The organism is Streptomyces sp. NBC_00885 (genome assembly GCF_045207475.1).
Taxonomy (GTDB): domain Bacteria; phylum Actinomycetota; class Actinomycetes; order Streptomycetales; family Streptomycetaceae; genus Streptomyces.
In genome coordinates this window covers 896,229-914,210 of record NZ_CP108796.1, presented here as the reverse complement: position 1 = coordinate 914,210, position 17,982 = coordinate 896,229, and the positions used below count along the sequence as shown (strand labels likewise).

Genomic DNA, 17,982 nt, shown 5'->3' with positions numbered 1-17,982 from the left:
GCTTCCTCCGCTACGGGATCTCGATGAGCTGCTCGGTACCGCTGATGTCCTGCGCGGTCAGATGGATCGACGCCTCGGGCCCGCCGGGCCGACCGGGATCGGCGAGCGCCGTGACCGTGAACCACTCGGCCTCGGGCACGGCCGGATCCGGTGCGGGCAGTGGCGGCTTGCTGCCGGGCCGCCGCAGCGGCAGCCGGAAAGCGCCGTCCCGAGCCGTCGCCGCGTACTCCGCCCACTCGGCGACCCGCGGCACAGAGCCCGCGTCCGCACGTGCCCGGCCGCTGACCGCCGCTCCGGCGACCGCCGCACCAGCGGGCCCACCACGCCGCACCCGCCCGCGCAGCAGCCGGGTTCCGGGCGGGAACGGATAGGCGGGCAACGGATACAGCCGTACCCGCGTCACCGCGGGTACCGTCGACGCCGGGGCGTCGAACTCCACGCCGCCCGGATGCTCCGCGTCCAGCAGGTACGGCGAGACGAGCCGGATACGCAGCCGCTGCACGGCGCCCGGCACGGGAGCCGGGTGCGCACTCGCCAGGGAAGGCAGCACAATTGCGCCGCCCGGAGTCGCCACCACCGGTACGTCGTCCTCGGCAGCCCATCGCCCGCCGGCCAGGCGCCGCTCGACCACAGCGGTGACCTGCAGGACGGGCGCGCGTCCGGTGAAGGCATCCAGCGGCAGCAGGCAGACCGGTCCCGGTGCGATCCGTACGGTGTCCACCGCCGCGTCGCCGGCCGTCACGTGCGGGCTCGCACGCGCTGTCCGACGCCGACGCCGACGCCGCCGCCGGTCACGGCCGTTTCGACGGTGAGGTCGCGGGAGGCCAGATTGACCACCCGCACCTCGTAGTTGAGGGAGAGCCGGTACGGCTGCGAGATCGCCCACCACACCTTCGCCCGCTCGTCGAGCGACAGCGGGGCCAGGCGCAGGTTCAGCGACTCCCCGGCCTCGGCCACGCTGTTGCTCTCCGCGGCCGGCACCAGCAACGGACCCTGCAGGATGGCGTCGTCGTACAGCGCCCGCATCGCCCTGCCGAGCATTCGCTGCTGGGCGTCCGGGGTGCCGCCGGTCGGGACGAGCAGATAGCGCAGCAACAGGGCCATGTCGGCCCTGCGGAGTTCCTGGCGGACCGCGCCGGTGACCGGGTCCTCCACCACGGTGTGGCGGGGGCCGCGGTTGCGTGCGCTGGGGTCCTCGGCGACCTCGTAGAGGAAGAGCTCGAGACCGAGCCCGGCGTTGCCGCCCTGCTGCTGACCGATGAGGTCGACGAGACGCACCTGGGCCTGGGAGCCGGACTCGCGCACCGCGGCGGCGAGTACCTTCAGCAGGATGTCGGACACATCGGCGATCACATCGGGACTGCCCACTGCGATCACCCCCCGATCGTGCGGATACGGCACCAACGCTGCCCGGCAGTTGTGCGCCGGACCGGTCAACACCTGCGAGGCTAGGGCCGGGTGACACCCCGGAGCTTCCGGGAAATCCCTGGTTCCCTCCCTGGATCCGCACCCGCCGGGCGACGCTGTGAAGCCGCCTCACCCGGCGGGTGACGACCGCCGGGCACATCACCAGGGCACTACGCCCGCGTCCTCGAAGAACTGGCCGGTCGGGCCGTCGTCGGGCAAGGTCGCGAGTTTGACGGCGATCGCCGCGCCCTGTCCGGGGGTGCGCACGCCGCGGAAGCCGTTGAGGTCGGTCGCGACGTATCCGGGGCAGCCGGCGTTGATCAGGATGTTCGTGCCGCTCAACTCCCGGGCGTACTGAAGGGTGACGGCGTTCAGGAACGTCTTCGACGGCGCGTACGCCACGGCCACCGGACCCGTCGTCTGCTCAGCAGCGGTTCCTGACTGCCGGGTGAGGGAGCCGACGCTGCTGGACATGTTCACTATCCGCGGCGAGGCCGAGTGGCGCAGCAGCGGCAACATCGCGTTGGTGACGCGGATGACGCCGATGACGTTGGTCTCCACGACAGTCCGGATGGTGGCGGGATCGACCCGGGTGGGTTCCTGCGGCATGCCACCGGTGATGGCGGCGTTGTTGACGAGCACGTCGAGGCGCCCGGCCTGTTCCTCGATCAGCCGGGCGGCGGCGGTCGCGCTCGCGTCGTCGGTCACGTCCAGCGGTACACCGAACGCGTCGACGCCTGCCGCGCGCAGCTTCTCCACCGCGGCAGTACGGCGCCGATCGTCGCGGGCGCCGACCCCCACGCTCCAGCCGAGGGCCCCCAGGCCCGCCGCGATCTCGTACCCGATTCCCTTGTTCGCGCCGGTGACCAGCGCAATCGTTCGTTCACTCATGGGGACAATGCTGGCTGGGACCCTGGCGAGGGGTCCAACACCGATCAGGTGGGCAGCGATACCTCCCAGGTATCGATCCGGGGATACGATGGCTGCGTGGAGACCCGGGAACTGCGATATTTCGTCGCTGTCGCTGAGGAGCTGCACTTCGGGCGCGCCGCGCAGCGGCTCGGGATCGCACAGCCGCCCTTGTCCCGGGCGATCCAGCAGCTCGAACGCCGGCTCGGGGCAGCGCTGCTGGACCGGACCAGCCGCACCGTCACGCTGACCGAGGCCGGCTCCGTGCTGCTGGCCGAGGGCCGAGCGGCCCTGGACGCGGTCGATGCGGCCGACCGCCGGACCCGCCGCGCCGCCCTCGCCGCGACCGGCCGTCCCGGCCTGGTCCTGGTCACGAAAGCCGGCGCGGCCAGCGAACTGCTGGCGAGACTGCTCGACGCCTACGCCGCCGAACCCGGCGCGGTCCCCGTCGACGTCACCCTGTGCGGGCCGGGCGAGCAGGAACGACACCTGCGCGAGGGCCGGGCCGACGTGGCGCTGCTGCACCGGCCGTTCGACTCGACGGCCGGGTTCGACACCGAAGAGCTCAGCACGGAGAGCCAGGTTGTGGTCCTGCCGGCCGGGCATCCGCTCGCCGGCCGGGCTCACGTGTACATGGCCGACATCACCGCGCTGCCAGGCCTGCCCCTGCCACGCTGGCCCGACCGCGCCGGCACCTACCCGCCCGGCCCCGGCCCGCAGGTCCGCGACCACACGCAGTTGCTACAGCTGATCGCGCTCGGCCGCGCTTGCACCCTCTTGCCGGAGTCGTGCCGAGCCCTACTGCTCGGTGACCTCGCCGCCGTGCCCGTGCTGGACGCGCCGACAGTCACCACCGTGATCGCCTGGCCACCGCACAGCCGGTCCAGAGCCGTCGCCGACCTCATCCGGACTGCGACACGTCTCCAGCCCCCCGCGGTGCTGACCAGCAGGCCGTCGACGACCGCGACCAACTCGAGGACCACGGGCCTGAGTCGAGCGGGCGGAGTTCGGACCTGACCTGTCCGAGCCGCTCGTCACCGGTCACGAAACCCCGCCCAGATAGGCCTCGGCGACGCGGGGGTCGGCGGACAGTTCGGCCGCCGTCCCCTCAAGTACCGTCTCGCCGTTCTCGATCACGTATGCACGGTGCGCGATTTTCAGCGCCCCCTTGGCGTTCTGTTCGACGAGGAGCACGGCGGTGCCCCCGCGGTTGATGTCCCTGATCACCTCCATCACGGCCGCGACCATGAGCGGGGCCAGTCCCATTGACGGTTCGTCGAGCATCAGCAGGCGGGGGCGGGCGACGAGGGCCCTGCCCATGGCGAGCATCTGCTGCTCGCCGCCGGACAGCGTCCCGCCGTGCTGGGTCCGCCGTTCGGCCAGCCGGGGCAGCAGTTCGTACACCTCGTCGACCCGTCGGGCCAGTTCCGCGCCGTCGCGCACCAGATAACCGCCGATCAGGAGGTTCTCGTGCACCGTCAGCGTGCTGAAGATCCGGCGCCCCTCGGGGACATGCACCACCCCGCGTGCGACGATCTTCGGCGGCGGCGTCCTGGTGATGTCCTCGCCCTCGTGGAGGATCCGGCCGGCTGCGGGCTTGACCAGTCCTGACACGGCGGACAGCGTCGTGGTCTTGCCGGCGCCGTTGTTGCCGAGCAGGGCGACGGTCTCCCCTTCGCCGACGGTGATATGGAGCCCGCGCAACGCCCGTACTCCTCCGTAGCTGACTTCGAGGCCGTGGATCTCAAGCATGCTGTGCTCCGTCCCCCACGAGTTCCGCGCGAGCGGCGTGGACCTCGTCGTCGTCGGCATCCCGGCCGAGGTAGGCCTCGATGACTGCCGGGTTGCGTCGCACGTCGTCCGGACGGCCGTCCGCGATCTCCTTGCCGAAGTTCAGGACGACCACCCGCTCGGACACGTCCATGACCAGGCCCATGTCGTGTTCGATCAGGGCGATCGCCATGCCCAGTTCCTGGATCCGGCGGATCAGGGTGAGCAGTTCTGCCTTCTCGCCGTGGTTGAGCCCCGCGGCCGGCTCGTCGAGCAGCAGCAGCTTCGGCCGCCGGGCGAGGGCGCGGGCGATCTCCACGCGGCGCTGCTCGCCGTACGGCAGGTTGCGCACGGGACCGGCACGGTCGCCGCGCAGCTCGACGAAGTCGAGCCACTTGTGCGCCTCGTCGGTGGCCTCGTGTTCGGTGCGACGGTAGCGAGGGGTGTGCAACAACGCGTCGACGGCTCTCTGCTTCAGCCAGAGATGGGTGCCCGCCCGTACGTTGTCCAGCACCGACAACTCGCCGAACAGCCTCAGGTTCTGGAAGGTACGAGCGAGGCCACAGGCCGCGATCGCCGACGGGCGCCGGCCTGTCACGTCCTGACCGGCCAGCCGGACGGTACCCCCGGTCGGCTTGTAGAACCCGCTGACGCAGTTGAACGCGGACGTCTTCCCCGCGCCATTGGGGCCGATGACCGAGACGATCTCACTCTCGCCGACCGAGAAGGTGAGGCCGTCGACAGCGCGGATTCCCCCGAAGGCCAGCCGCACATCATTGACTTCGAGCATCATGTGTCTTCCTTCGCCGACAGGGCGGTCGCTGGTACGCCGGGCGTGCTGCGGGCGGCCGTCTCGTCCGGGTCGCGTGTGCGGTGCGGCCACAGGCCCTGGGGGCGGAGCAGCATGACGACGATGAGGAGCATGCCGAACACGAAGAACCGGTAGTCCGCCAGGTCCCGCAGCAGTTCGGGGAGCAGGCTGATGACGACGGCGCCGACCACGACACCGCGGGTGGAGCCCATGCCACCGAGCACGACCGCCATCAGGACGAGGGCGGACTGCAGGAAGGTGAAGCTGGCCGGCGAGACCGCCGACAGCTGGGCGGAGAACAGGACGCCCGAGAGACCTCCCCAGACCGCGCCCGCGACATAGGCCGCCAGCTTGACCCGGTACGTATTGACTCCGCTGGCTTCGGCCGCGTCCTCGTCCTCCCGGACGAACCGCCAGGCACGGCCGATACGGGAGCGGCCGAGCCGGGCGGCGAACAGCACCGCGACCGAGACGATCACCACGGTCGTGTAGTAGAAGACGACCGGATCGGAGAGCGTGTCGCCGAGCAGCCCTGGTATGCCGTAGATCCCCGAAGGGCCGCCGGTGATGTCCAGGTTGTTGGCGACGATCCGGATGATCTCCCCGAAGCCGAGGGTGACGATCGCCAGATAGTCGCTGCGCAGCCGTAGCGTCGGGCCTCCGATCACCACTCCGGCCACCACCGTCACCACGACGACGACCGGCACGGTGGCCAGCAGCGGGACGTCCAGCCGCGTCGCGAGTATGCCGCCGGTGTACGCGCCGACGGCGAGGAAGGCGGCGAAACCGAGGTCGAGCAGGCCGCAGTAGCCGACGACGATGTTCAGACCGACGGCGAGCATCACGAAGACCGCCGCGCTGGTCATCACGTTCAGGGCATAGGGGGTGGCGGTCACGAAGGGGGCCAGCAGGCCGATCGCGAGCCCGGCCCAGCCGAGCCTGCGGCTTTCGAGCAGCCGCGTGATGACCGAGGGGCCGCGGCCCCTCGGCTTGACCGGTGGGTTCTGGTTCTGGACGGCGGTCATCACACTCGCTCCGTCACACGTGTGCCGAGCAGGCCGGTGGGCCGCACGGTCAGGAAGAGGATGAGGAAGCCGAAGGCGAACACGTCGCGCCATTCGCCGCCGAACCAGTCGGTGCTGAAGGACTCCAGCAGACCGAGGACGAGGCCGCCGAGCATCGTGCCCTTCAGGTTGCCGATGCCGCCGATGACAGCCGCGGTGAACGCCTTGAGCCCGATGATGAAGCCCATCAGGAAGTCGATCTTCCCGTAGTAGGCGCCCGCCATGACTCCGGCCGCTCCGGCAAGGGCCGAACCGATGAAGAACGTACGGGAGATGACCGCATCGACGTCGATGCCCATCAATAGACAGCCTTTCGGGTCCAGCGCGATGGCGCGCATCGCCCGGCCCTGGCGACTGCGCATGACGAGCGCGTTGAGCGTCACCATGAGACCGAGGGCGACCACCATGAGGATGAGCTGCTGAACTGTGATCCTGGCGCCGAGCACCGAGATGGCGGTGCCGTCGAGGCGTACCGGATACACCCGCGGGTTGGGGCCCGCGACGATGCGGACCCCGTACTCCAGGGCGAACGACGCACCCACAGCGGTGATCAGCAGCGACAGCCGCGGTGCCCCGCGCAGCGGCCGGTAGGCCACCCGCTCGAGCGCGACGCCGCTCAGGCCGGTCACCAGCATCGTCAGCACGAGCACCACGAACAGGGCGGCCAGCGAACCACCGGGGACGGCGCCGAGCGTGCCGAGCAGCGCGAATCCCGAGAAGGCTCCGAGCATGTACAGGTCGCCGTGGGCGAAGTTGAGCAGCTTGATGATCCCGTAGACCATGCTGTAGCCGAGGGCGACCAGGGCGTAGAACGAGCCGACGAACAGCCCGTTCCAGATGAGTTGTGCCATGCGAACCCCTCCGGTTACTTGAGGGAGTCCTGCAGGACGAACTTGCCGTTCCTGACGCCCAGGATCACGAATCCGCCGTTGCTCAGGGTGTGTTCATCGGTGAACTTCAGCGGGCCGGAGAAGATGTCGAAGCCGTTCAGGCCCTCGAGCGCCTTGATGATCTTGTCGCCGTCGGTGCTGCCGGCCTTCTTGATGGCCTCGGCCGCGACCCGCACGGCGTCGTAGGACTGGGTCGAGTACGGGCCGGGTTCGGAGCCGAACTTCTTCTTGTAGGAGGCGATCCAGCTCTCTGCGCCCGGAGTGGTTTCGGGGGTCTGGGTCATGGTCGCGTAGACGTCCTTGCCGTTCGCGGCGCCCGCGATCTCGACGAGCTTCGCGTCGACCGAGCCGTCGCCGACGAGGAACTTGCCCTTGTAGCCGGCCTGGCGGAACTGACGGATCAGCAGGCCGCCTTCCTGGTAGTAGCCGGTCCAGTAGATGTAGTCGGGGTTCGACTTCAGCACGCTGGTGACATTCGGGCTGTAGTCGCTCTCACCGGGGTTGACCGAATCCTCACCGGCTTTGGCCGGAGCGCCGCCCACTCCCAGCTTGACCGAGGTGAGGTCGGCGATGTCCTTGGAGTAACTGGTGTTGTCGTCCATGACGGCGACCTTCTTGACCCCCTCCTTGGTCAGCCACTTGACGGCCGCGTCCGCCTGCTGGCTGCCGGTGCCGTTGATGAGGAAGACGTGATCCTGTTGCTGCGCGACCAGTTCGTTGGAGTTGGCCGCCGGAATGATCATGGGGATCTTCTGCTTGCCGAAGACCGGCAGTGTGGGCAGCGTGGCGCCCGAGCAGTAGCCGCCGACCGAGACGACCGCGCCTGCCGCAACCAGCTTGTTGGCTGCCGCGACCGCGGTCTTCGGGTCGCAGGCGTCATCCTCGGCCTGCAGCTTCAGCTTCCGGCCGAGCACACCGCCCTTGGCGTTGATCTCGTCGATCGCAAGCTGCGCGCCGTTCTTCATGTACGGGCCGATGTCCGCGCTGCTGCCGGACATCGGGATGTCCATACCGAGCACGATGGCGCCCTTGTTGTCACCCTCGGAGCTGGAGCCGACCAGTCCGTTGCAGCCCGTGGTGGACAGCGCGGCCACCGTGAGGAGCGAGGTCAGCGCCACGACGCGGGACGTGGTGCGGGCGGTTGGGGGCAGGACGGGGATGGTGGGTCTCTTCACGGGGGCACGCTCCTCGGCGAGGCAATGCGGACGGTCGGGTAGGAGGACCTGGGGTGGATCGGTCACGGGTGCGAGGACCTGGGGTATCGGTCAGCGGGCGACACGGTGAGTCGCAGCCGGCTCAGGACGCGGCTCTTCCCCTGGTCGGGGCATGAACCCTGTGGCGCCATGTGGCGTGTGACATTTCACATCGCACCAGGGTGATCGGTCAATGGCTTGAACCCGACCGTTGTCGTCCGGTCGGCCAAGGTGTCATCGGCGGCGCGTACCGAAGACAGCGCCATCGAAGCGGGCGGCTCCCCCTCCGCTGTGCTGTGGGACGTGAAGGGGCGGGAGTTCCAGCACCGTGCAGCGAGGCCCGCGATTTTCTCCACCGCCATCGGATTCTCCAGTCATAAGGGATTTCCCCGGATGTATGGGGCCGGTGAATCCAGGAGACGGAGAGAAGGGGGCCAAGTCCATGGCAGGGCGAACACAGTCCGGTCACCGATGGCAGCCCGTACCGCGGATCGCTGGGTATGGGGTACCCCCCCGTGGAAGGGAACGCTGCGTAGTCCGGACCCCACGTGTGCCTATTGAGGCCGGCCGTACCGGTTGAGCCAGGGTCCGTCGACACCGGCTTTCGCCACCTTGCGGCGACCTATGGGTTGTTGGTGGTCAGCGCGTCGCGGACGGCGTGACGACTGGTGACGCCGAGTTTCTTGAGGACGCTGGCCACGTGGTGTTCCGCGGTACGGGGGGAGAGGAAGAGGGCATGGGCGATGTCGCGGTTGGTGGCGCCGGTGGCGAGAAGGCCGGCGACTTCCTGCTCGCGGGGGGAGAGTTGCTCGCCGTAGCCGCGGCGTCCGACCGGGGGGCGGGCTTCGCCGAGGTCTCGCAGGGTGCGCTGGCAGCGGGCGGCGTCGAAGGTGGCCCCCAGGTGCCGGTAGATCTCGTCGATCTCTGTCAGGTCCTGCGCGGCACGGTGGGGCGTGGTGGGGATCAAGGTGCGGGCGGCGTGTTCGGCGGCCTGGGCCGCGGGGTAGGGACGGCCGATGCCCTGGAAGGTGGCGCGAGCACGGTCGAAGTGGTCGCGAGCCCGGGCCGGGTCCTCGTCGCGCAGAAGAAGTCCGAGGCAGAGGTGAAGGTGCGCGATGGCGGCCGGCGCGTCCTGGCCTTCGATCGCGCGCTCGAACTCCCTGGTCAGCTCCGTGGCCGACTCGAGCCGCCCGGTGGCCAGCGCGGCCTCGACGGCGACCGGTATCACGTCTGAGGCTCTGAGCCAGGGCCCGTTGTGCCGCAGTCGGTCCGTTGCCGGGGCGGTGATCGCCCACGCTGTCTCGGGCTCACCCTGGGCAAGCCTCACCCGGCCGATTCCGGCGGCCGCATCAGCGCTCCAGACCGCATAGTCACTCGCGTCCGCGGCGGTGGTGTACCTCTTGAGAGCCTGGCTCCACTGTCCGCGGGCCTCGGCAAGCGCCCCCAGAACGAGCGATCCCTCGATCTCCAGCATCTGGATGTCGGGGATTTGCGCGAACAAGGTCGCGTAGGCGGCCTCCAGGTCGCTCCAGGCGCCCGCGTGCCAGGCGAGTTCCTGGCGCAGTATGCGGCAGGTGGCGTCGAGTTGCGGTGCACCGGTGCGGTGGGCGAGGTCCCGGCTCTGTTCGAGCAGCGGGCCCACCCGATCGTCGTGGCCGAGATCCACGGCCGCATCGGCCGCGTTGTACAGCGCCCTGGCGGTCTGCCTCAGCACGGCCAGGTCTCTGCCTTCCCGGGGCAGGTGGTCGACCAGCTCCCATACCTGCGGATGCCCGATCTGGGCCAGCACCGCGATCTTGTTGGCGTGCACCGTGGCCCGCGCCGCCTCATCGGGACTGGCCTGCACAGCGCGCTCGGCGCGCTCGATCCAGGCCAGAGCTTCCGCGGCGGGCCGCCCTCTGAACGTTGCCCACAGGGCCAGATGACTCATCGCGTGCGCGGCGGTCTCGGGCCGCTGGTCGCCCAGCTCCCCGATGGCGCATTCCAGCTCCCGGATGCCTGCCGGGTCGCCGGCCTGACTCGTGAGGATGAGGCCGAGTCCGACGCGGATTTCCCCGCGGGTGGTGGCGGGCAACTGAGGGTCGGACAGGATCCGTTGCAGGACCGCCACCGACGCCGTGTACTCCACGCTGTAGGTGGCGGTGCGGCTGAGAGCCAGCGCTACGCGGGTACGTACATCCTCATCCAGCCCGGGTTCGGCGAGGATGGCGTGCAGAAGGGCGGCGGCGGTGCCCTGGTCACCCAGCGTGAGCGCCTGGGCGGCAGCCGCCTCGGCCTGTGTGAGCCAGCCCTCCTGGTCGCCCAGGGCACGGAAGTGATGGGCGATCTGCACCAGCGGGGGACTGTCCACTGCGCGCAGGGCCGCGATCGCCCGCTCATGCAGGCGGCGACGCTGCGGACCCGGGATGGTCTGGTAGACGGCCTGCTGGGCGAGAGAGTGGCGGAACCCGTACTGCATCGGCCGGTTCTCGCGCAGCACTGCGGCGCCCAGCACCTCCATCAATGCCTCCATGCCCTGTTCGGGGTCGAGGCCGGCGACCTGGGTCAGCACGGGTTCGGCGGTGGGCACCGCCAGCACCGCGGCGGCCTCCACGACCGCCACCGCCTGCGCCCCCAGGCCCCGCACCCGGGTGGTGACCGCCTCCCGCAGCCCTCGAGGCACGACCGCTTGGCCGAGCCCGGTCACCGGATCGACCACCTCTACGCTCAGGTGTACCCGATGGCCCTGTTCACTCAAGGTGATCAGGTCCTCCTCGACCACCAAGGGCAAGCCCGCACTGCGCTCGAACAGGATGTGGCCCAGTGCGTGAGTGGCGCGCGGGCCCAGGGCGGCGGCCGTCAGGTCTTGGATGTCGGATTCGGTCAGCGGAGCCAGGTGGATCTCCGCGCCGCTGGTGCCAGGCGGGCGGCGATAGGCCGCGCCCAGGACAGGTGCGCGCGGCGGCAGCTCTTCCTGCCGGTAGGTGAGCACCAGGCCCAGCTGCGGCGGCAGGTCGCGGGCCAGGAGCAGCAGCAGCTCGCGGGTGGCTTCGTCTACCCAGTGCAGATCCTCGATGACCAGGATCGCTGTGCCGCAGGCCTCCAGGACCGCGCGCACCGCCCGTACCAGCTGGTAGCGCTCAGCTCCGGTCTCCTGCACGTCGTCGCCGGCGGAAGGCAGGTGGTCGGCCAGTTCCGGCAGCAGCGGCGCGAGGACGCCGGTGAGTGGCGACATCTCGGCGGCCGGCGGCAGGTAGGGACCGGCCTGGCGCAGGGCGTCGATGACCGGCCCGTAGGGAAAGGGTTCGCGCAGCGGGTGGCAGCACCCGTACAGGACCCGTCCGCCCTGGCGTACCAAGTCCGCGGTCACCTCGCCGACCAGGCGGGACTTGCCGACGCCGGCCTCTCCCTCGATCAGCACCACTGCGGGTGGATGCTGCAGGGCGCCCCGCAGCAGACCGGACTCCCGTCGACGGCCCACAAAGGCGAAACCTCCGCCGCCCGCGGCGCGGGGGCTGAGATCGAGACTCACCATCTTGACGCACCCAGCCGTTCACCACGGCCACGGGCCGGGCGGCTGCCCGTTCCATCCCGCGTCACACCCGCAACCTCGTGCACACCACGCTAATCCCGCTCGCGCGAAGCGCGAAAGGGGCGACCGGTGATCGCGGGTCGTTGATCAAGAAGACTCCCGCCTTCGGCCCGGGCGCAGTGTCCTCGCGCTTACACCGGGCGTCTGCATGAATTACATGTGACATTTCACATACGACTGAGGGTTTCCCGCCACTGTTCGGGAGCTCCCGCGGGTCTCTAGCATCCGCGCCATGGATCTCGAGGTACGGCATTTGCGAGTGATCTGTTCGATCGCGGAGGCCGGCAGTCTCACCCGCGCCGCCGCATCGCTGGGCATGACCCAGCCAGGGCTCAGCGCCCAGCTGCGGCGCATCGAGATCATGCTGGGCGGGTCGATCTTCGACCGTGGACAGGCCGGTGCCGTCCCCACAACCTTCGGCGAGCTGGTGCTCACCCGCGCACGTGCCATCCTGCCGGGCATCGACGGCCTGCTGGCCGACACCGCCCGCGCCGCACGCTGCCGAACCACACCCGACCGCGTCCGCCTCGGATCGGTGGGCGCCCCGGTGCTTGCCGATCTCGTCGTGGCGGTAAGGGAGTTGTCGCCCCGGTCGGAGGTGACGGTCCGCTGCCAGTACTCCCCGTCCCCGCTGCTCGACGACCTCGCCGCGGGACGCCTGGAGGCGGCGGTCCTCGGTGACAACCCTGGCCAGGAGCTCTCGCCACGCGATGAAGTCGTACTGCGCCCATTGGCCACCGAGCCCGTCTTCGCCCTGCTCCCGTCCGCCCACCCGCTGGCAGGGCAGGAAGAGGTGAGCCTGAACCAGCTCATCGAGGAGGACTGGGCCGTGCCCCACCCGGACACCGACCGCACCCGGGAATACTGGGCGTCCGTCTTCGCCCTTGCGGATGGCCAACCGAAGACGCCCTTCGAGGCGGAGGGCCGGCAGCTGATCGAGCTCGTACGGGCGGGTCTGGCCGTCAGCCTCTGCCAGGCCACGTTCATCGCGGTGCCCGGCGTCGCGGTCCGCCCTCTCGCCGGGAATCCGATCTGGTACCGCCATGTTCTCGCCTGGCGTCGCGACGGCCCGCTCGCCCCGCACGGCGACGAGATCTTCCGCAGGGTCGGCAGAGGCTATCTGGCCACCTGCGCCGCCACGCCCGCGTACGCACGGTGGCGTGAACGCCATCCGCGCTCGGTGCGGCTGCTGGACTGAGCCGCTGCGGTGCCGCCGCCCCTTGGGGCGACGCGGTGGATGGCGACCGAGGGCACTGTGGTCGCCATCCACGGCAGCGGCCTACTGCTTGGTGATCGATATGACGTCGTGGAGAGGGCTGCTGCTCTTGACGTCGATCCGGACCCCGGTGTCGGGATCCGTGAAGGACTGCCCGGGGCGGAACGCGGCCATGTCCAGCTGCGCACAGCCCGACGGCGGGGTGGCGTCGGGGTTGCCGTTCACGACCTGGACCGGGCCGTAGCCCGTCTGGGCGGCCGAGTCGACCTTGTAGATGAGCACACCGGTGGAACAGGCCTTGGCATCGTTCCCGACGGCCTTGCGGGACTCGGCGACGTACGCCGTGGTCTCGCCGGTGCGGACCACCGCGATCTTCGTTCCGTCGGGGCGCTCGACAGCCTTCAGTTGGACCGTACGGCTGCCGGCCGTGGACAGGCAGCTGACCTGGTCGTCGTCGATCCAGCCGAACTTCCAGAGCTCCCAGCCGACATACTGCGGGGCGGGCCCGGCGATGTTGCCCATGAGGTCCCAGCCGCGGACATAGCGGTGGAAGTCGGCGCCTTCGAAGGCATACAGGTCGGGCAGCCCGAATGTGTGGCCGGTCTCGTGGTTGACGACCTTGAAGCCCCAGCGCCACATGTCCTGCCCGAACGTCACTCCCCACTTGAGGCGCTTGCCGTCGGCGACGATGCCGGCGGCGGCGGGGTCGTACAGGTACGTCGGGGAGAACTTGATCGCCTTGGCGGCCTTGTTCGGGACGATGTAGACCATGTCGTACCGGGAGAAGTCGACATCCGGATCAGCGGCCTGAACCGCCTGACGCATGTACAACTCGTGCTCTTCGAAAGTGATCCCGCGGTCGAAGCCGTAGGTGGTGGACTCCTGCGGCATCCGCAGCCAGCGGTGCACCGGGGTGATGTCGAGCTTGACTCTCCCGAAGGATGCCTTCTGCATCCAGTCGGCGGCCGGGGCGAGTTCGTTGTAGTAGTCGTCGGTGGAGTCGGTGGCCTGGGCGTCGGGGAAGTCGACGAACAGCATGAGCACGCGCTTGGTGCCGATCGGCTTCTGGAACTGGCGGTAGTCGGTGTCATGGCCTTCGTCGGTCCAGCCGGTCCTGCCGGGGAGAGCGCAGTCGGCGGCAGTTGTGGCCGTGTCCTCCGAGACGGCACTCGCCACGGGGGCGGCCACCGCCAGAGGGGCGAGCACGGTCAGTGCGACGGCGAGCCGCCGGACCTTGCGGGCGTGTCTGTGCATTTCCTCAGTTCCTTTCTTACGGTGGCTGCCGGACGTCAGATGCGTCCGGCAGCCATGTCCATGAGGCGGGCCAGGAAGCGATCACCGGAGGCGGTGACCCCGTCGTGTTCCCACTCGTTGGTGCCCGGGCAGGCGATAGGTGTGGCTCATGGGGTCCTCCCCGCGGAGAGCGGCTCGGGGTAGTGGCAGGCGACTTCCTGGCCCGGAGCGATCAACCGCAGGGCGGGTCGTTCGGCGGCACAGCGCTCGGCCGCCCTGGGACAGCGGGTGCGGAACGGGCAGCCGCTGGGGGGATTGAGCGGACTGGGCAGGTCTCCGGCGAGCACGATCCGTTCGCGCGATCGCTCGGCGTCCGGGTCGGGCAGGGGCACCGCCGACAGCAGGGCATGGGTGTAGGGGTGCGCGGCGTGGTCGAACAACGTGGCCCGGTCGGCCGTTTCCACCACGGTGCCGAGGTACATGACAGCGATGCGGGTACTGATCTGGCGGACCGCACCGAGGTCGTGCGCGATGAACACATAAGCGAGCCCGTAATCCTCCTGGAGATCCTTGAGCAGATTGAGGATCTGCGCCTGCACCGATACGTCGAGCGCGGAGACCGGCTCGTCGCAGACGACCAGCTTCGGCCGCAGTGCCAGCGCTCGCGCGATACCGATGCGCTGGGCCTGACCGCCCGACAACTCGTGCGGAAAACGGTCGGCGTGCTCCGGCCGCAGCTCCACCCGCTCCAGCAGCTGCTCCACCGGCTCGTCCGGCGTCAGCCCTTGGTAGCGGAATGGAGCAGCCAGGATCTGCCGGACGGTCTTGCGGGGGTTCAGCGATGAGAACGGATCCTGGAAAATCATCTGCAGGTCCCGGCGGACCGGCCGCATCGCCGCCTCGTCCATCGATGCCAGTTCCCGGCCGGCCACGCGGATCGTGCCGGACGTGGGCTCGATCAAGCGGGTGATCAGCCGGGCGACCGTCGACTTTCCGCAGCCGGACTCGCCGACCACGCCGAGCGTCTCGCCGGCCTCCACCCGTAGCGACACACCGTCAACTGCCGTGACATGACCGGCAAGCCGACGGGTCAGTCCGTGCCGCACCGGGAAGCGCTTAAGGAGGTCCTGGACTTCGAGCAGTGGTGCGTTCACAGCGTCACCTCCGGTGCTTTGACAGGTCCCGCGACCGGCGTGTGCAAGGTGGGAAGGCGGCGCGGCAGCGGCCCGTCGACGCGTGGCACGCAGGCGAGCAGACCCTTGGTGTAGGCGTCCCGCGGCCGGTAGAAGACATCGCGGACCCCGCCCCGTTCCACCGCACGGCCGCCGTACATCACGACAACCTCGTCGGCCAGTCCGGCAACCACACCCATGTCGTGGGTGATGAGCATGATCGCGGTGCCGGACTGCTCCCTCAGTTCGCGGAGCAGCTCCAGGATCTGGGCCTGTACGGTCACATCGAGCGCGGTGGTCGGCTCGTCCGCGATGAGCAGGTCGGGCTCCAGGCACAGTGCCATCGCGATCATCACCCGCTGCCGCATGCCGCCGGAGAACTCGTGCGGGTAGGCGCGGGCACGCCGCCCGGGCTCGGGGATGCCGACACGATCCAGCATCCGCACCGCGACGCGGTGTGCCTCGCGGCGCCCGGCCCCGCGGTGTGCCCGGTATGCCTCGGCGATCTGGAAGGCCACCGGGTAGTAGGGGTTCAGGCAGGACAGCGGATCCTGAAAGATCATCGCGATCCGGTCCCCGCGCAGCCTGCGCAGCGCGCGTTGGCCCAAGCCCGTCAGATCCTGTCCGTCGAACCGGATTTCACCGGTGACGCGGGCGTCCGGCAACAGACCCAGAACCGCAAGGCTGGTGACGGACTTTCCGCTGCCCGACTCACCGACCACGCCGAGCACAGCACCGGCATCCAGATCCAGGTTCAGTCCGTCTACGGCGCGTGTCCCTGAACCGAAGTCCACGGTCAGATCACGCACTGTCAGCAACGTCATCCCACGGCCCTCACTCTCGGGTCCAGGACCGCGTACACCAGGTCCACAACGACGTTGGCGAGCACCACGAAGCACGCGGCGAACAGGGTCACCCCGAGGATCACCGGCTGGTCGGCGCTGTTGATCGCGTCGGCCGCGAGCTTGCCCACGCCGGGCAGGCCGAACACCGACTCGGTGATGAGGGCGCCTCCGAGCAGCGCACCGAGGTCCATCCCGAAGATCGTCACGATGGGCATCAGCGCTGGGCGCAGCGCATGCCGACGGATCACCGTCGGCTCGGGCAGGCCCTTGGCGCGCGCGGTGCGGACGTAGTTCTGACCCAGGCTGCCCAGCATCTCGCTGCGGGTGATCCGGGCGTAGACCCCGGCGTAGAGCATCGCCAGCGTGATCCACGGCATGATCATCGACTGCGCCCAGCCGAGCGGGTCCGCGGTGATCGGGGCCGCCTGCGGATAGGGCAGCAGCCCGAGCTTGACGACGAGCACGTACTGCAGCACCAGGGCCGTGAAATAGATCGGCAACGAGACGCCACCGAGCGCGGCCGTCATCGCCGCCCGGTCCCACAGGCTGCCGCGGCGCAGCGCGGCCAGTACGCCCGCAAAGACGCCGCCGGTCAGCCACAGTACCGCCGCGCCCACCGCGATCGAGATGCTGATCGGCAGCCGGTGTGTGAGCAGCTGCCAGACCGGCTGATTCGTCTGGAAACTGAACCCCAGACAGGGGAAGGGACACGTCACGGCCTGTTCACCGGTGCCATAGTTCCGGCCGGCCACGATGCCGACGAGGTAGTCGCGGAACTGCACAAGGAGCGAGTGGTCGAGGCCGAGCGTCGCGCGGATCTGGGCAATCCGCTCCGGGCTGCACGCCTTGCCGCAGGCCCCAAGTGCCGGATCAGCGGGCATCAGATAGAAGATCGCGAAGGTGGCGCCGCAGATCACCAGCAGGATCGTCGCCGCTGCGGCCAGTCTGCGCAGGACATAGAGAATCATCGTCGCCGGCTCCGGGGGTCGAGTGCGTCCTGTACCGCGTCGCCCAGCACGTTGAAGGCGAGCACGGTGACGAGCAGGAAGACACCGGGGATCAGGAAGTAGACGGGGTCGGCGGCGTACCACGGCACCGCGGAGGCGATCATCTGGCCCCACGAGGGGGTGGGCGGGGCAACGCCGACGCCGAGGAAGGACAGGCCCGCCTCGGTGGCGATGTAGCCGGGGATCGACATGGTCGCCACGACGAGGATCGGTCCGGTCAGGTTGGGCAGCACCTCGCGCACCAGGAGCGCGCGCCGGGAGGCGCCGAGCACCCGGGCGGCCGCCACGAACTCCCCACGGGCCAGCACCATCGCCTGCCCCCGCACGATTCGCCCGACGTAGGGCCAGCCGAAGAAGCCGAGCACGACGACCAGGAGCAACTGCCGGTCCACGCCCGGCGCCGCGGAGATCAACGCGATCATGAAAATCAGGCTGGGGAACGACATCAGCAGGTCCATCAGCCGACCGACGAGGGCGTCGGTCCAGCCGCCGAAGTACCCGGCGGCCAATCCCAGTGCCGTTCCCAGCACCACCGACAGACCGGTGGCGAGCATGGCGATCAGCAGCGAGACCCGCGCGCCGTACACGACGCGGGCGAGGATGTCCCGGCCGCTGCCCGGCTCGACTCCCAGCCAGTGCGTGGTGCTGATGCCGCCCGCCGCTCCTCGCGGCAGTCCACCGAGCGCCGGATTCACGGCATCGGAGTGGAACTCGGTCGGCGATGTACCGGTTGCCCAGGTGATCAGCGGGGCCGCAAGCGCGATCAGGACGAGTACGACGACTCCTGTGAGCGCGGCCACCGCGGACGGCTGCATCAGCAACCGCCGCAACAGGGACGCCTCGTGGCGTCCGACGCGGTGTGACACGTCGGACGACAGCGAGGTGGGGAGCATC

Annotated in this window: 16 protein-coding genes; 2 read left to right on the top strand and 14 right to left on the bottom strand. The window is 69.6% G+C overall.

Annotation, left to right across the window (positions count from 1 at the left end; all coding sequences use genetic code 11):
- Positions 1 to 10: 10 nt before the first annotated feature.
- The 3 genes from OHA61_RS04215 to OHA61_RS04205 all read right to left on the bottom strand — a co-directional run bounded on the left by OHA61_RS04215 (position 11) and on the right by OHA61_RS04205 (position 2,298).
- Positions 11 to 742 carry a hypothetical protein gene (locus OHA61_RS04215; protein WP_406301755.1) on the bottom strand — a complete coding sequence of 244 codons (732 nt, stop codon included), beginning with the start codon at positions 740 to 742 and terminating at the stop codon, positions 11 to 13.
- Positions 739 to 1,377 (bottom strand): DUF4255 domain-containing protein, encoded by a 639-nt coding sequence (locus tag OHA61_RS04210; protein WP_406301754.1) that lies wholly within the window; start codon positions 1,375 to 1,377, stop codon positions 739 to 741. Before OHA61_RS04210 ends, OHA61_RS04215 begins: the two co-directional genes overlap by 4 nt.
- Before the next feature lie 189 nt (positions 1,378 to 1,566).
- The gene (locus tag OHA61_RS04205) at positions 1,567 to 2,298 is read right to left on the bottom strand and encodes an SDR family NAD(P)-dependent oxidoreductase (protein WP_406301753.1); all 732 of its coding nucleotides are present in this window, start codon (positions 2,296 to 2,298) and stop codon (positions 1,567 to 1,569) included.
- 96 nt (positions 2,299 to 2,394) lie between these two features.
- Between OHA61_RS04205 and OHA61_RS04200 the strand changes: the two genes are divergently transcribed.
- A complete protein-coding gene (locus OHA61_RS04200) occupies positions 2,395 to 3,333 on the top strand; it encodes a LysR family transcriptional regulator (protein ID WP_406301751.1) in 939 nt (312 codons plus the stop codon).
- A 24-nt stretch (positions 3,334 to 3,357) separates the two neighbouring features.
- Here the strand turns inward: OHA61_RS04200 and OHA61_RS04195 are convergent, their stop codons facing one another.
- From OHA61_RS04195 to OHA61_RS04170, 6 genes are all read right to left on the bottom strand, one after another.
- Positions 3,358 to 4,068: an ABC transporter ATP-binding protein gene (locus OHA61_RS04195; protein ID WP_406301750.1), complete on the bottom strand. Its 711-nt coding sequence runs from the start codon at positions 4,066 to 4,068 to the stop codon at positions 3,358 to 3,360.
- Positions 4,061 to 4,879, bottom strand: coding sequence for an ABC transporter ATP-binding protein (locus OHA61_RS04190; protein ID WP_406301749.1), 819 nt, complete (start codon positions 4,877 to 4,879; stop codon positions 4,061 to 4,063). Before OHA61_RS04190 ends, OHA61_RS04195 begins: the two co-directional genes overlap by 8 nt.
- Entirely contained in the window at positions 4,876 to 5,922 is a 1,047-nt protein-coding gene (locus tag OHA61_RS04185; protein ID WP_406301748.1) for a branched-chain amino acid ABC transporter permease, read from the bottom strand. Before OHA61_RS04185 ends, OHA61_RS04190 begins: the two co-directional genes overlap by 4 nt.
- Positions 5,922 to 6,812 (bottom strand): branched-chain amino acid ABC transporter permease, encoded by an 891-nt coding sequence (locus OHA61_RS04180; RefSeq protein WP_406301747.1) that lies wholly within the window; start codon positions 6,810 to 6,812, stop codon positions 5,922 to 5,924. The genes OHA61_RS04185 and OHA61_RS04180 overlap by 1 nt, the downstream gene beginning before the upstream one ends.
- Positions 6,813 to 6,826: 14 nt before the next feature.
- Positions 6,827 to 8,026, bottom strand: coding sequence for a branched-chain amino acid ABC transporter substrate-binding protein (locus tag OHA61_RS04175; RefSeq protein WP_361905985.1), 1,200 nt, complete (start codon positions 8,024 to 8,026; stop codon positions 6,827 to 6,829).
- Between the two features lie 640 nt (positions 8,027 to 8,666).
- Positions 8,667 to 11,558, bottom strand: a complete 2,892-nt coding sequence (locus OHA61_RS04170; protein ID WP_406301746.1) for an AAA family ATPase — start codon at positions 11,556 to 11,558, stop codon at positions 8,667 to 8,669.
- Between the two features lie 289 nt (positions 11,559 to 11,847).
- Here OHA61_RS04170 and OHA61_RS04165 point away from each other — a divergent pair, with 289 nt between their 5' ends.
- Complete coding sequence (locus OHA61_RS04165) at positions 11,848 to 12,813, top strand: LysR family transcriptional regulator (RefSeq protein WP_406301745.1); 966 nt, start codon at positions 11,848 to 11,850, stop codon at positions 12,811 to 12,813.
- Between the two features lie 81 nt (positions 12,814 to 12,894).
- Here the strand turns inward: OHA61_RS04165 and OHA61_RS04160 are convergent, their stop codons facing one another.
- From OHA61_RS04160 to OHA61_RS04140, 5 genes are all read right to left on the bottom strand, one after another.
- Entirely contained in the window at positions 12,895 to 14,085 is a 1,191-nt protein-coding gene (locus tag OHA61_RS04160) for a M6 family metalloprotease domain-containing protein (protein ID WP_406301744.1), read from the bottom strand.
- Positions 14,086 to 14,231: 146 nt separating this feature from the next.
- Positions 14,232 to 15,218, bottom strand: a complete 987-nt coding sequence (locus tag OHA61_RS04155) for an ABC transporter ATP-binding protein (RefSeq protein ID WP_406301743.1) — start codon at positions 15,216 to 15,218, stop codon at positions 14,232 to 14,234.
- Positions 15,215 to 16,060, bottom strand: coding sequence for an ABC transporter ATP-binding protein (locus OHA61_RS04150; RefSeq protein WP_406301742.1), 846 nt, complete (start codon positions 16,058 to 16,060; stop codon positions 15,215 to 15,217). Before OHA61_RS04150 ends, OHA61_RS04155 begins: the two co-directional genes overlap by 4 nt.
- On the bottom strand, positions 16,057 to 17,049 hold the full coding sequence (locus OHA61_RS04145) for an ABC transporter permease (RefSeq protein ID WP_406301741.1): 993 nt from the start codon (positions 17,047 to 17,049) through the stop codon (positions 16,057 to 16,059). Before OHA61_RS04145 ends, OHA61_RS04150 begins: the two co-directional genes overlap by 4 nt.
- Positions 17,046 to 17,981 carry an ABC transporter permease gene (locus OHA61_RS04140; protein ID WP_406307271.1) on the bottom strand — a complete coding sequence of 312 codons (936 nt, stop codon included), beginning with the start codon at positions 17,979 to 17,981 and terminating at the stop codon, positions 17,046 to 17,048. Before OHA61_RS04140 ends, OHA61_RS04145 begins: the two co-directional genes overlap by 4 nt.
- Position 17,982: the final 1 nt, after the last annotated feature.